The organism is Flavobacterium silvisoli (assembly GCF_004329815.1).
In the GTDB taxonomy this organism is placed as follows: domain Bacteria; phylum Bacteroidota; class Bacteroidia; order Flavobacteriales; family Flavobacteriaceae; genus Flavobacterium; species Flavobacterium silvisoli.
In genome coordinates this window covers 14952-28490 of sequence record NZ_SJPE01000005.1, presented here as the reverse complement: position 1 = coordinate 28490, position 13539 = coordinate 14952, and the positions used below count along the sequence as shown (strand labels likewise).

General features: G+C 43.2%; 12 protein-coding genes. 3 read left to right on the top strand and 9 right to left on the bottom strand.

The genetic code is table 11. The annotated features are described in order from the left end of the window. Position 1: 1 nt before the first annotated feature. From EZL74_RS05705 to EZL74_RS05675, 8 genes are all read right to left on the bottom strand, one after another. Complete coding sequence (locus EZL74_RS05705) at positions 2-1591, bottom strand: AMP-binding protein (protein ID WP_131475639.1); 1590 nt, start codon at positions 1589-1591, stop codon at positions 2-4. A gap of 20 nt (positions 1592-1611) precedes the next feature. Further along, the gene (locus tag EZL74_RS05700) at positions 1612-1965 is read right to left on the bottom strand and encodes a four helix bundle protein (RefSeq protein ID WP_131475638.1); all 354 of its coding nucleotides are present in this window, start codon (positions 1963-1965) and stop codon (positions 1612-1614) included. Positions 1966-1984: 19 nt separating this feature from the next. After that, positions 1985-4285 carry an oxidoreductase gene (locus EZL74_RS05695; protein WP_131475637.1) on the bottom strand — a complete coding sequence of 767 codons (2301 nt, stop codon included), beginning with the start codon at positions 4283-4285 and terminating at the stop codon, positions 1985-1987. Positions 4286-4335: 50 nt separating this feature from the next. Next, the gene (locus EZL74_RS05690) at positions 4336-4941 is read right to left on the bottom strand and encodes a flavin reductase family protein (RefSeq protein ID WP_131475636.1); all 606 of its coding nucleotides are present in this window, start codon (positions 4939-4941) and stop codon (positions 4336-4338) included. Between the two features lie 129 nt (positions 4942-5070). After that, positions 5071-5916, bottom strand: a complete 846-nt coding sequence (locus EZL74_RS05685; protein ID WP_131475635.1) for a class I SAM-dependent methyltransferase — start codon at positions 5914-5916, stop codon at positions 5071-5073. A 164-nt stretch (positions 5917-6080) separates the two neighbouring features. Next, a complete protein-coding gene (locus EZL74_RS05680; protein WP_131475634.1) occupies positions 6081-7478 on the bottom strand; it encodes an alpha/beta hydrolase family protein in 1398 nt (465 codons plus the stop codon). Between the two features lie 100 nt (positions 7479-7578). Continuing rightward, complete coding sequence (locus tag EZL74_RS13190; protein ID WP_193553751.1) at positions 7579-7743, bottom strand: hypothetical protein; 165 nt, start codon at positions 7741-7743, stop codon at positions 7579-7581. Between the two features lie 222 nt (positions 7744-7965). Then, a complete protein-coding gene (locus tag EZL74_RS05675) occupies positions 7966-8715 on the bottom strand; it encodes a hypothetical protein (RefSeq protein WP_131475633.1) in 750 nt (249 codons plus the stop codon). Between the two features lie 326 nt (positions 8716-9041). On the opposite strand from EZL74_RS05675, the gene EZL74_RS05670 reads away from it, so the two are divergent. The 3 genes from EZL74_RS05670 to EZL74_RS05660 all read left to right on the top strand — a co-directional run bounded on the left by EZL74_RS05670 (position 9042) and on the right by EZL74_RS05660 (position 10740). Further along, a complete protein-coding gene (locus EZL74_RS05670) occupies positions 9042-9641 on the top strand; it encodes a Crp/Fnr family transcriptional regulator (protein WP_131475632.1) in 600 nt (199 codons plus the stop codon). Positions 9642-9707: 66 nt separating this feature from the next. Next, entirely contained in the window at positions 9708-10322 is a 615-nt protein-coding gene (locus tag EZL74_RS05665) for a hypothetical protein (protein WP_131475631.1), read from the top strand. Positions 10323-10338: 16 nt separating this feature from the next. Then, positions 10339-10740 carry a DoxX family protein gene (locus tag EZL74_RS05660; protein ID WP_131475630.1) on the top strand — a complete coding sequence of 134 codons (402 nt, stop codon included), beginning with the start codon at positions 10339-10341 and terminating at the stop codon, positions 10738-10740. Between the two features lie 520 nt (positions 10741-11260). Here the strand turns inward: EZL74_RS05660 and EZL74_RS05655 are convergent. After that, positions 11261-13468, bottom strand: coding sequence for a T9SS type A sorting domain-containing protein (locus EZL74_RS05655; RefSeq protein WP_131475629.1), 2208 nt, complete (start codon positions 13466-13468; stop codon positions 11261-11263). Positions 13469-13539 lie beyond the last annotated feature (71 nt).

Below are 13539 nucleotides of genomic sequence, written 5' to 3'. Positions count from 1 at the left end.
TTTATTTTAATTTAAATCGTTGAATCTTACCGGTTTCTGTTTTGGGCAGGGCATCGGTAAAATAAATCACTCTCGGATATTTGTAGGGTGCCGCAACTTCTTTGAACCAGTGCTGGATATGATTTTTCATGTTATCGGTAGCTTTGGTTTTGTCTTTCAGCACGATGTGGGCACAAACCAGCATTCCTCTTTCCTGATCGGGCAACCCCACTACCGCACATTCCGCTATTTCTTCGTGGGTCAGTAATACACTTTCCACTTCGATGGCGCCAATGTTGTACCCCGAAGAAATAATCATATCGTCGCCGCGTGCCACGAACCAGAAATAGCCGTCTTCATCTTGGCGGAAGATGTCACCGGTAAAATTCCAGCCCCCGGATACGTATTCGCGTTGTTTGTCTTCACGGTTCAGATATTTACACCCTGTAATCCCCCGAACCATTAATCTTCCCGGTTCGTTAGCCGGTACCGTTTTGCCTTCAGGGTCTACAATTTTGGCTTCGTAACCGGTTATGGCTACACCGGTAGCGCCGGGTTTCATATTGGTTTCGTTTGAAGATATAAAGATATGCAACATTTCGGTAGCACCAATGCCGTCAATGATTTTTAACCCGGTCGCATCATACCAATCCTGCCAAACTTTAAGCGGCAGGGTCTCACCCGCGGAAACGCATTTGCGCAGGCTGGAGATATCGAACTCTTTCACTTTTGACGTAATCACACGCCAGGCGGTGGGTGCGGTAAAGCAAATGGTAATTTTATACTCTTGTATGGCCTGCAGGAGCATATCGGGAGTCGGTTTTTCAATTAAGAACGTTGACGCTCCGAAATACAACGGAAACAACACCAAACCTCCCAATCCGAACGTAAAGCCCAGTGGCGGACTTCCGGTGAAAATATCTTCCGGGGTGGGTTGCAAGGAGTATTGCGGAAAGGCTTCACAGATGTTCAAAATGTCTTTGTGAAAATGTGCCGTCATTTTGGGTAAGCCGGTCGTTCCGGAGGTAAATCCAATCAGTGCTATGCTATCGGATTTAGTATGGTAGTTGGTAAACGTCTTTGGTTTGCCGGCCATCAGCGTTTCCAGTTGTGCATTGCCGTAATACCTTGTTTTTTTGAGGTAATCGGATTTTACCAACTGCATTTCATCGGCCAATTCGCTGTCGCATAACGCCAACGTTATTTCGGCACAATCAATGATTGTTGTTAATTCTTTAGCCCGAAGCAACGGCATGGTGGCCACTACAATTCCGCCTGCCTTGAGTATGGCAAACCAACAGGCTACCATCATCGGGTTGTTGGCCGAACGAATTAAAACGCGATTTCCCGATTTCAGTCCCATATCTTCAACCAGTACATGGGCTAACTGATTGGCTTTTTCATATAGTTCACGGTAGGTCCAGACGGTATCAAAAGTACGGATGGCTACCGCATCTCCATGGCCTTTTTCTATATGGTAATCTAACAGACGGTGCACACAATTGAGCATTTCCGGCCGGTTAAACTGCGGTGCGTCTAAGAACACATAATCGGGTTGCAAGTCGGGACTTGGCAAGTGGTCGTGCGCGAAATTGTCGTCATAATGTTTCATAAATAATTACGAATTATAAATTAGGAATTACGAAGTGTTTTTTGGATGGAGCCAATAATCCTCAGTAATTCATCAATATCGTTTAACAGACTGTCCGATTCTTCTTCATTGAGATAATCGGTATCTTTTAGCAGTCTTATCCAGTAATTTGTTTCTCTGGCTTCTTTATACGCTATGCTTAGTTTTGCATAAAAATCTTTTTCTGATTGTCCGCCAATAGCTTCTTCAATATTAGCTCCGATAGAGGTTCCGGAACGTAAGAGTTGTTTACTCAGTACGAATTCTTTTCGGGAGGCACATAACTGTTGATACGTTTTTATAACCTTAACAGCAAACGCATAACTCTTCACCTGAACAACATTATCTTTTTTCATAATTCACAATTCGTAATTCCTAATTCTTCTTATTGCTTTTTGGTTTCAAGGCTTTTTTCATGCCTTCGGTTTGTTTGCGTTCGGTTGCTTTTAACGGATATAAATGAGAACTTCCTGCTTTGTATGGGTTCGGAATATCATTAGCTTCCCATTGTTCGTATGCTTGAGCATGGCGGACAAAATTAGCGTCGGCCAATAACGGTCTGCCCAAGGCTACCAAATCGGCTCGGCCGTTGAGCAGTATGGTATTGATTTGGTCAAGGTCTTGTATGTAGCCGGCCGTTATCGTCGGGATGTGAACCGTATTGCGTATAGCATCCGCAAAAGGCGTTTGCCACATGCGTCCGATTTGCGGTTTTTGGTGGGCTACGGTGTTTCCGGTAGATGCATTGATGATGTCGGCACCGGCATTTTTGAAAGCGGTGGCTATGGCAATGACGTCTTCTTCGGATATCCCGTTTTCGGCCCAATCGCAGGCAGAGATTCTGACCGACATTGGTTTGTCTTTCGGGAAGGCTTTTCGCATTTCGGTGAATACGCGCAGTGGGAATTTCAATCGGTTTTCGATACTGCCGCCGAATTCGTCCTTGCGCAGGTTGGTTAAGGGCGACAAGAAGGAAGCCAGCAGAAATCCGTGATGGGCTTGTAATTCAATCATATCAAAACCAGCATGGTCCGCATTTTTGGCGGCCTGTACAAATTGGGCAACGAGCCTATCCATGTCTTCACGGGTTACTTCCCGTGGAATCGGCATTTGGTCGTTGTAGGCTATAGGAGAGGCCGAAAGCAATTCCCAAGGTACTTCTATAGGTTCATTTGTTCCTTCCCACGGTTTTTTTACGGCTCCTTTTCTACCCGAATGCCCCAGTTGTACGCCTATTTTGGTTGAGGAATGGTGGTGGATGAAATCGGTAACCGTTTTCCATTTACTCACTTGTTCCTGAGTGTATAGGCCTGCACAACCCGGAGTAATGCGACCGGTTTCGGATACCGCTGTCATTTCGGTCAGTATGAGTCCGACTCCTCCGGTGGCTCTGCTGCCGTAATGCACCAAATGCCAGTCGGTTATATTGCCGTGTTCGGCGGTGTACTGCCCCATGGGAGCCATGACGATGCGGTTTTGCAGTTCGAGTGCACGCAAACGGAATTTAGTAAAAGCTGCTGGTGTTTGTTTTGTAATGCTGTGCTGTGTGGTATTGAACTCGGCTAATACTTTATCGGTAAACGATTTGTCGCGTAATCTCAAGTTCTCATAGGTTACTTTTTTAGAGCGGGTCATACAGCCAAAGGCGAATTGGTAAAACGGATGCTGCATGTGACGGTCCATGTGTTCAAACCAATCCAGGGAAACTAATGCTGCATGTTGAATCATTTCTACGGTGTTTCTTCGCGTTTTGTCGTATTGTTCGAAGGCTGCCTGCACGTGGGTTGGGTTGGCGATTACGGCATCCGATAAGGCAATGGCACAATCCATGGCCAGTTTGGTTCCCGAGCCGATAGAGTAGTGGGCGGTGGCTTTCGCATCACCCAGGAGTACAATATTATTATGATACCATTTTTCATTGGTTACATGCGGAAATTGGCGCCAATGCGATTTGTTGGAAATCAGCGGATGGCCGTCGAGTTCCTCCTTGAATATTTCAGCTATCTTGGCCATGGTGTCGGCTTCATTGGTGACTTCAAAGCCGTGCTTTTGCCAAGTTTCATCGCTGCATTCAAAAATCCAGGTGCTCATGCCGGCTTCGTATTGATAGGTGTGGGCTACTATGGTCCCGTGAGGGGTACTGCGGAAGAAATAGGTAAAGGCATCGAGGGGTTTGGTAGAACCTAACCAGACGAATCGGTTTTGTTTCAGCGCTATTTTTGTCCCAAATTCTTTTTCGTATTGGGTTCTGATTTGGCTTCCGATACCATCGGCGGCTATGATGATGTCGGCCTCTTTGAATGGGCTCAGGTCTTCAATATTTTGTTCAAAATGAAGGGTAACGCCTTCTTCACGGCAACGCTGTTGCAACAACTGCAGGAGGGTTTTTCGGGAGCAACCACAAAAACCGTTACCGGCTATGCTGACTTCCTGTCCGTCGCGTGCTACGATGATGTCGTCCCAGTAGGCAAAATTGGTGCGGATGAGTTCATACGACTGCATGTCGCGTTTGAGGAATTCGCCCAGCGTTTCATCGGAGAACACCACTCCGAAACCAAAACTGTCATCGGGTTTGTTGCGTTCGTACACATCAATTTGACAGTGCGGCATTGCTTTTTTAGTAAGTATCGAAAAGTAGAGTCCTCCCGGACCTCCACCTATAACTGCTATTTTCATGGTTCAATTGGTAATTGATTATTGATAATTGTGCTGTATCAATTTTTGGGTTAGTTTCTTTTGATGGCAAATAACTCGCCTAATTTGGCATAATTAGCCCCTGCCAATCTTGAAATGGGTTTGTAAGCGTCTAAGTTGATTTTGTAATGCTCTGACAGCACTTCATCAGCAAAATGCATCATGACAATCCTTCCGATGATTACGCAGGCACCGCCGTGTTGGTGTCCTTCCAGAAAATAGTGGTGTACCAGTTCGCATTCGAAAGCGATAGGGCTTTCTTTTACCCGCATGGGCTTTATTTTGTGAGAGGGGATGGGAGTTACTCCGGCCAGTTCGAATTCGTCCACGTGTTCGGGGACCGATTGTGCGGTTATATTCATCTGTTCGGCCAGTTCTTCGGTTACCATGTTTACGACAAACTGTTTGGTGGTCAACACATTGTTTAAGGTGTCTTTGTTGGTGTTATTTCCGCGGCCTGTAGAAAACATGACGTGTGGCGGGTCTTCGCCTACAGCGTTAAAATAGGAGAAAGGTGCCAGGTTGTTGATGCCGTTTTCACTGATGGTTGAAACCCAGCCGATGGGTCTTGGGATAATGGCTCCGGTCAGTAGTTTGTATACGGCAGTATGCTCCAGTTCTTTGGGATCAAATTGCATAGTGTTGTTTGTTTATTACAAATTAACGTTATTTTTTGTTATTTTTTTACTCAGTATTTAATTTATAAGCATAAAAAATAGGGATACTTTTATTTTATCCCTATTTGTATTTTTGAAGGTGTAATCTGTTTATTTTTCTGCGAAAATGACCCAGGCACTCGAGTCGATGCAGACCTTTCCGTCGGGGTATTGCTGCTGCAGGGCTTCATAGACCTCTGTTTTTATTTTAGCTTTCATGGCTTCATCGGCCTTGCTCAGCGCTGCCACTATGGGAGCCGCTACTTCGGTCATCATGGTCCAGTAGTTATCTGCGGTTTGGCTGTTGAGTTTACCGGTTACTTCTGTTTGTTGGGTATTTTGCAAACCGGCCTGTTTGAACAAATCGGCCATGAATCCGTCTTGGGCACAGCGGAACATGCCCGGTGCACCCGGTGGCGGTGGCGGCAATTGCATGTTGCGGTTGATGGTTCCCATGGCGGCAGTTACCCAAAAGTTTTTCTCGGGACCGTTCCATACTGCGGTGGCTATGCGTCCGCCCGGTTTTAAGACACGGGCCATTTCTTTGGCAGCCAGTAGCATGTCGGGGAAAAACATGAAGCCAAACCGGCAGCTGATGGCATCAAAAGTATTGTCTTCAAAAGGCAGTTCGCATACGTCACAGGCCCGGGTTTCAATGTTGCTGATGTTTCTCGACAGAGCATTTTCGTGGGCTATGGCCAGCATGTCTTCCGAGAGGTCGGTGAGGATTACTTTGCCCTTGGGCACTTTGGTGGCTATGGTAAGTCCGGGTTCTCCCGTTCCTGCCGCTATGTCTAAAACCGTATCGGTGGGTTGAAGGTTCAGTACACCGATGATTTCATCGCCCATGGGTTTGAGAAACTCCATCATGAGGGCGTCCCATTTTTTCCATCCGGGGGAAAACTTATTCCATGAGGCTTTTTGCTGTTCCCGGATTTCTTCGAGTTGTTGTTCCATGATTTTTTGCTGTTAACCGTTAATAAAAGGTCGTAGGTCATGTTGTTCAGGACTGTGAACAAGTGGAGCAGAATGACCTCAAATTTACGAATTATCGATGGTATCTGATTGTTTTTTAACGATTAATTGTATCGATTCTCATCGGCAGATTGGTTAAAAGACCGTTATTTAGTCTGATTGCTGATCCATTGGGTAACATATTCGAGCACTACGGGGGCGAAAGTTTGTTCAATTTCGGCGTACTCGTTGGGTGAGCCGGTTTTGCATTCCTGAAACAAGTGGTTGAGGTTGGGGAATACTTTGGTGGTTAGCTTTTTATTGCCGGCTTTTTGCAACGCTTTGGTGATGGCTTCCAGGTTTTCTTTGGGCGGTACCTGTAAATCTTTTTCGCCGTTAACGGCCAGTACCGGACATTTTACTTTTTCCAATACGGTAGCCGGGTTGAAGCGCAGGAAATACAGCATCCACGGGCTGGTGATTTGTTTGACCTGCTGGGCTACGTTTTCTTCATCGCTGAGGCCTTCCGGTTTTTGCTCTTTGGGAGTGTCCTTCAGAATGCCGCTCAAATAGGTGGTCAGTTCGCTTTTGAGCGTTGTATCGTCTTTTGAATTCAGGACTTTGTTGAAACAGTAGCTGTTCATTATTTGCGTGTCTTTGATTTCGGTGGCTGTGGCGCCTTCGGCACGGGCAATCAATTCCTGTTGCAACAACAACAGTTGGTCGCCCCGCAACCCGGTTCCTGCCAAGAGCACTATAAAGCTCACGTCTTTGGAAGCCGCGGCTACCATGGGGGCTATGATGCCGCCTTCGCTGTGGCCTATGAGTCCTATTTTTTTGGGGTTGATTTCTTTTCGGGTTTTGAGGTAGGCTACGGCGCTTTGCGCATCGGTTGCCAAATCGGCGGTGGTAGCGGTTTCAAAGTTTCCTTTTGAGGCAGCCACACCGCGGTCGTCGTATCGCAAGACAGCTATGCCGTGTCGGGTTAAGTAATCGGCCAATACCAGGAACGGTTTATGTCCCAGCAGTTCTTCGTTGCGGTTTTGCGGGCCGCTCCCGGTTATTAGTACCACTACCGGAAAAGCCCCTTCTTTTTTGGGTAAGGATAAGGTTCCGGCTAAAGTGATGTTGTCTTTGCTGTTGGTAAACGTTACTTCTTCGGTGTAATACCCAAACGGTTCTTTGGGTTCCTGAGGTCTTTTGATTTCCTGCCTGGCGATTGCTTCGCGAGATAGGTTCATGGGAAATTCCATTCCGTTTTGTTTAAAAGTACCCATTATTTGGTTGTCCTTAAGTTCGCCGTCGTACGTTATGCGTCCGGCCGGAATGGCTAAACTCAGTTTGTTGCTTTCAAAAGTGGTGGTGGTTACCGGGATACCGCTGGCTCCCTGATCGGGGCTGTCCATGGTGGCGGTGTATCCTGTTGTGGTTTTGGTAATGTGTACCACTAAACGGAGTTTGGCGCCGGGTACTGTCAGAAGTCCGTTCCACTGTCCGGTGATGTCTTGGGCCGAAACAATAATTGAGGAGCATAAAGCCAAAGCAAATAAGGCTATTTTTTTCATAAAAGTAGTAGTTTATCTGAGGTTAACAATAGTAGCTGTATCAGGATTGCTGTCTGAGCTGTTTAGCAGAGAAGGTTTGCCGTTATTCAGTGGTGGCAGGCTAAAAGAGCTCAATCCAGTAGTAAAGGACTGCCCAAACCGCTATAAAAAAAATGCCCAGGTATAATTCGGCTTTGTGTTTCAGTAGGTCTTTTTTCAGCAGTAAGCGGTAGAGTACCCAACCTGCAAAGAGGATGAAGAATACTATAGGCATGAATATTCGCATGGCTTTTGGTGTTATGGGGTATGGTAGTGTTCACCATACCACAGTTAGTGCTGCTAAAGGTAAGCAAAGTTTTTATAAAACCTTTTGTTAGGAAAACACTTTGCGGGTGGATGCATTACTTTTTTATACCTCAGTTAAGTTTTCCCATTTGCAACGAGAGCCGCTCATTCAGGCGGCTCTTACTGTTGATGGCTATAAGTATGGTGTATTTTAAGCCGTGCTTTACTCGGCTAAATTTTGCTGCAACAGCAGGATGGTGCACAAATTGGCTAACAGGAAGCGCTCTTCAGCGTTGGCGTTTGACAGGTAAACCATGCCTTTGTCCATCAGGGAAACGGCTGCTACGGTTTGTCCGGCGGGATTGCTGATTTCGTATCCTACTGAGCCCATCCACACGGCTTTGGGCCCTTGAGAGGTTTGTAAATGGGTGATGGGTTTCAGTTGGTAATAGCGGCCTTTGTCGTATTCAAACAGGCCGGTGTATTGTTTGGCGTTTTTTTGCGACTCGATGTTGTCTAAGACCAATTGCCAGGGTTTGGCGTCCTGATTGATGAATACCTGAGCATAAAACATGTTTTCCCGGTCGATGTCAACGCTCATCACATCCCGCATGATGTTTACCACGCTGTTGGGGTTGTTGCCCACGAGCAGTCTTTCGGTTTCAAAATGGGCGGAGGCGTAGGCATCGCTATGGTTTTGAAGTCCGTCGCTCAACTGAAAGCAGAAGGTTTGCGATTTATCGGTTGCGTCTACAGCCAGCAGTTCGGGGTACCAGAAATCGACCACCGGATTGACGGCTACCGGCAGGCGGGTGTTGCCTCCTTTGGTCCAGGAGCGTTTTACCCTGGAGGAGGTGTAAGTGTCGAAACTGATTTTTTGGTTGATGAGCAGGCCTTGCCGTCCTTTTACGGGGTATTCGGTCAGGGCATCGGCATTGTTGAGAGCCGGTTTGAAAGGGGTGCAGGCAGCCATGATGAGGCTCAGCACTGAAAAGGCGGTGATTTTGTTCATTTGCTGTTGATTTGATTGATGTTATTTTGAGGCATGAGTAGCTGTAAGGGGGAAAATGTTACGGTTGGTGGGTGATAGATGATAGACGGATAGATGATAGACGAATAGATGATAGACGGATAGATGATAGACTGATAGATAATAGATAATAGACGGATAGATGATAGACGGATAGATGATAGATTGATAGGGGGCTGTTGTGGTGAGAGAATAAAACAACTGAATTTCTTGAGTATTTTGTGTCTTTCTGTTTTGAGATTTGCGAATTTTAGCTGTATTTTTAGCCTATGGAAACCGCCGCCGCCATCAGTCAGTTTACGGACCACATCAGAACAGTAGTTGACCTTAGGGATGATGAGGCTGCGCTGTTGGCTTCGAGCGTTACCTTTGCCACACTTCAGCCGAAGGAGTTCCTGTTTACTGCCGGGCAGGTGTCGAGTCACATGCGGTATATAGCATCGGGCTGTATGCGCAGTTATTACCTGACCGAAGATTCGGAGGAGCATACTTTACAAATAGGTGTTGAGCACTGGTGGATTAACGACCTGTACAGTTACCTGACCCAACAACCTTCGCGCATGTACCTGCAGGCTTTGGAGCCGACGTTGGTGCTTCAGATTCACCGTGACGTATTGGAAAAACTTTACCGCGAGATTCCTGCCATGAATACCTTTTTCAGGCTTAAGATACAGAGCGGTTATGTGGCTTTGCAGGAGCGTACCCTCGACAATATGAGTACCGATACTTTTGAAAAGTACGTGAAGTTTTGTACGCAATACCGTCATATCGAACAGCGGGTGCCCCAATATATTATTGCCTCCTATTTGGGCACTACTCCCGAAAACCTCAGTTACCTGAGAAAAAAATACGCCTCCCGTCTTTCTTAAGATATCTTAATTTTTTTCTGCTTCACCTCCTCTAGTTTTGCTTCATAATGATAATCGATTATGAAGATGGTACGCCTTGTTTTGTGTTTCCTGTTTGCGGAGTGCTCTTTTTTAGCCGCACAGCCTCTGACGGTGACTCCCGAAGTGGTTTTGGGCCACCGCTCCTCGTTTTATCAGCACGAGCTGACCTTTTTGTTGACTGATAAACTGAAACTGCGCAATACCTCCCTGTACGATGCAGCCTATGATGACCCCAAAGCCGTACTGTATTTTTTTCGCAATACTCTGGCTTATGCGGCTTCTAAAAGCATTGTTTTCAGTGTGGCGCACGGTGTCAAGAATCCGGGCGCTTTTGGTACGGCTTCGGTATTGTACCATTACAGCAGCTCACGGATTGTCCTGATGTGCAGTGGGGGCGTTACCTACCAGCGGGAATTTAGTTTTGAACCTTTTGTTTTGTTGGAATACAACACTCCCGTAAGCGCCGGCCGGCACTTGTTTTTTCGGGTGCAGGGCGTGGCCAACATCAGCAAGGAATCGTATATGAGGGGTGTACAGCAAGTACGGGTAGGACTTAAGCAGGACAAGCTTCGCTATGGTTTGGCCGGGAACTTTGACCAATTTGCGAATGCTGCGAAAAAGCTGTCCAATCTGGGTGTGTTTATCCGTTATACGATTTAACCTTAAATAATTAAAAATGAAAAAAGAAAACAGTATTGGATTGTTTGTCATCCGGGTGGCGATTGCCTTCCCGATGTTGGTGTACGGAATCAGTAAATTGATTAACGACATCGGTTTTATCAAAGACCTGTTGACCGCTTTGGGGATGCCTTCGTTTGTAGCCTATGGCGTTTATTTGGGGGAAATTGTGGCTCCCATAGCTTTATTGGTGGGATACCGCACGCGCCTGGCGGGTTTGTTGTTTGCCCTCAACAGCCTGGTGGCTTTGTTGCTCACACAAACCGGAGCTGTCTTTACGCTGAATGCCTATGGCGGCTGGGCGGTTGAATTGTTAGCCCTTTATATACTGGTAGCCTTGGGGTTGTTTTTTACCGGTGGCGGCCGTTTGGCGGTTTCCAGCGAACACCGGTGGGATTAGATGTTTAGTTTTACAATTGGTTGAAAGACAGGCAGGACTTAGGTTTTGGCTGTTTTTTTGATTTTTACCCAGTAGTTTTTTTTCTTAGTTTTAGACAAATGTGTCTTTCTCATTTTACATAATGTGTATTTTTCATACACTACTCATACACTATCTATGCCTTTGCTATGCTTTAGCTATGCCTTTGCTATAGGATTGACAACTATACAGGTTATTAAATAAATCCTATTATAGCTATACAAATATACTTTTTAATCCTAAAGTTGCTATACAACTGCTTTTGTGAATAGCTATTTCAAGACAAGGCAATCTGGTTAGTTTTGTTAAGTGTCTATCATTAAACATGTACATTGGAGTACTGAATTGAACACTTAATTTATGAAATGAAACTTGCTTTATGATTCAGATGCCGATTTATTTTTATAAAAAAATGATTTATAAATAGGAGAGGTTTTTGACAATCAACTTACACCAATTATGAAATTATCCAAATTACAAACCTCTCACTATTTTTAAATTATTATTTTTTTACAAATTTGACTGAGCGTACTTGTGAATTGAAATCATGTATTGACAATAAATAGTTACCGCTTGCCAGTTTGCTTATATCAATAGTATTAGTCGGATTATCAATTTGTTCAATTTTTTTCCCTAACATATCATAAATTGAAACTTTTTTAATTTGATTATAAGTATTAAGATTAAGCGTGTTTTCGGCCGGCACAGGAAATACAATCCAATCATTTTTGTTAACAGGATTTTCGACAGATAGTAGTTCTGAAACATAATAGAAACCTCTTTGTGAAGGTAAAGTTGTATGTGATGCAACAATGTAAGCCCTATTATTGCTGTCAAAAAGTAAATCATCTATCATTGCGTCTGTTGGGAGGGAATCTGGTTTGCCTAAATAAGTCCAGTTTTCACCACCATCACTTGACTTGTACAGTCCAGAATCATATATATAATAATTATCCAAATTATCTACCCATAAATAATTTAAATGATCAAATACTGATGGAGCATTAACTATTACTAAATCATTTGGCTGATCATAGTTAAACGAATATACAAATCCTCCAAGTTGGACAAATGTTTTGTTGTTTTTTGTAAATACAGCCACATCATAATGGTCTATATTAGGGTCGTCAATTACTTTGGTATTCCAAGTTAAACCGCCGTTAGTTGAATAATAAATTTTATAAATTCCGCTGAAAATTTCAATTGTAGACATAGTTACATAAATAACGCCATTACTGTCTTGAGCAATAGTTTTTATTGGATCGGGGAAAAAGGAGAAAAAAGATGGAAATGTATGAAGTAGAGACCATGATTGACCTTGGTCTGTTGAATGATAAACTGTATCTTGTTGATTAAAATTTACAATGAATAAATCACCTGCTTCACCTACATAAAATTGAAAGATATAGTTTGTGTTTTGAGGAGTAATATCAGTATATGTTAATCCACTATTAGTTGATTTTTTTATTTTTGCTCCTGTATTAACGTACAGAATTCCATTAGTTGTCATAAACATATTTCGTATACCCGAGTTATTATTACCCCCAATGTTGACATTTGTCCAATCTGCGAATTGATTTAATGCTATTGATATGTTATTTGTTGTATAATTAGAAGCAAAAATTTGATTGTTTGAGTTAAATAATGCTTTAGTTATGGTGCCAGACAAACCATTGTTGATATTAATCCAATTATCTCCCTCTGCATTAAGTTTTTGTGCTATTTTTTGTTTAGAAAAATTATAGAGATTTCCGTTATTGTCTCCTATTATTTTAATTTCAGATTGTTCCCCATTATTAAATAACGCATTGTACCAAATACTAGTTGCATTATTGATTATCGTTGTTTTATATATTTTTGTTTCACTACCTAACCATAAGTTTTGTGAAAATAAATCGTAATGAATTGTTGTGTAATGTTCTGTTTGATTCGGTAGAGCTATATATTGCCAGTCGATGTAATTATCGGAATAAATTAAGAATGGAGTTCCAGCATTTTCGTCATTCCCCAGTGCATACACTCTTCCACTTGAATCTTCTGTAAAACATGATATTTTGTAATGGTTGAAGTTCGATTGATTAAAACTTGTACCGTTGTTATCGCCAACCCATATTCCACCGGCTTTAGTTCCGATCAATAATTTTTGGTTTGTAGTATAAAATAATTCGGATATTGCATTATCTGGATTCATGCTCGGGTCATATTCAATAAATTCAGCTTGTTGCCCTGAATTAGTGTATTTTACAATCATATTTTCGGAACCAATTTCTCCGATAGTTGCTCCATAGAATCTATTTTGGTTTTTGATATTTGATAATTTTGTAATCGGTTCATGAAGACCAGTCTCAGTGTTGTTAGCGAAGAAACTTTGTTGCCATGTAAGCCCATAGTCTGATGTGTAGTATAAACCTCCGCTATAACTGTCGCCAACATAAAATCGATTGGAGCTTTTATCAACGGAAATACAGCGTGGGTTTATAGGTGAATTTGACTGTTCGTTACTAAATTCTATCCAACTACCATTAGTAATAGTTTTATAAAAAAACCTATTATCCGATGTCCACAAAAACAAAGTCCCTGCATCATTCAATACAATTTCTTTGGTTGATATGTTATTTGGGAAATCTTTGTAATAAGTCCATTCTTGCCCATTTATTAATAATGAGACCAATAATTGAATTGTTAGAATTACTTTTTGTTTTCTTTTCATAGCTATATTTTTTAGGTTTTGTATTTTATTTTAATATATTTTTCATTATTGTTCTTAAACCATAATAATGT

What these genes read in the sequence shown, in the direction of transcription:
- EZL74_RS05705 (WP_131475639.1), bottom strand. Translation starts at nt 1,591, where the DNA reads ATGAAACATTATGACGACAATTTCGCGCACGACCACTTGCCAAGTCCC.
- EZL74_RS05700 (WP_131475638.1), bottom strand. Translation starts at nt 1,965, where the DNA reads ATGAAAAAAGATAATGTTGTTCAGGTGAAGAGTTATGCGTTTGCTGTT.
- EZL74_RS05695 (WP_131475637.1), bottom strand. Translation starts at nt 4,285, where the DNA reads ATGAAAATAGCAGTTATAGGTGGAGGTCCGGGAGGACTCTACTTTTCG.
- EZL74_RS05690 (WP_131475636.1), bottom strand. Translation starts at nt 4,941, where the DNA reads ATGCAATTTGATCCCAAAGAACTGGAGCATACTGCCGTATACAAACTA.
- EZL74_RS05685 (WP_131475635.1), bottom strand. Translation starts at nt 5,916, where the DNA reads ATGGAACAACAACTCGAAGAAATCCGGGAACAGCAAAAAGCCTCATGG.
- EZL74_RS05680 (WP_131475634.1), bottom strand. Translation starts at nt 7,478, where the DNA reads ATGAAAAAAATAGCCTTATTTGCTTTGGCTTTATGCTCCTCAATTATT.
- EZL74_RS13190 (WP_193553751.1), bottom strand. Translation starts at nt 7,743, where the DNA reads ATGCGAATATTCATGCCTATAGTATTCTTCATCCTCTTTGCAGGTTGG.
- EZL74_RS05675 (WP_131475633.1), bottom strand. Translation starts at nt 8,715, where the DNA reads ATGGCTGCCTGCACCCCTTTCAAACCGGCTCTCAACAATGCCGATGCC.
- EZL74_RS05670 (WP_131475632.1), top strand. Translation starts at nt 9,042, where the DNA reads ATGGAAACCGCCGCCGCCATCAGTCAGTTTACGGACCACATCAGAACA.
- EZL74_RS05665 (WP_131475631.1), top strand. Translation starts at nt 9,708, where the DNA reads ATGGTACGCCTTGTTTTGTGTTTCCTGTTTGCGGAGTGCTCTTTTTTA.
- EZL74_RS05660 (WP_131475630.1), top strand. Translation starts at nt 10,339, where the DNA reads ATGAAAAAAGAAAACAGTATTGGATTGTTTGTCATCCGGGTGGCGATT.
- EZL74_RS05655 (WP_131475629.1), bottom strand. Translation starts at nt 13,468, where the DNA reads ATGAAAAGAAAACAAAAAGTAATTCTAACAATTCAATTATTGGTCTCA.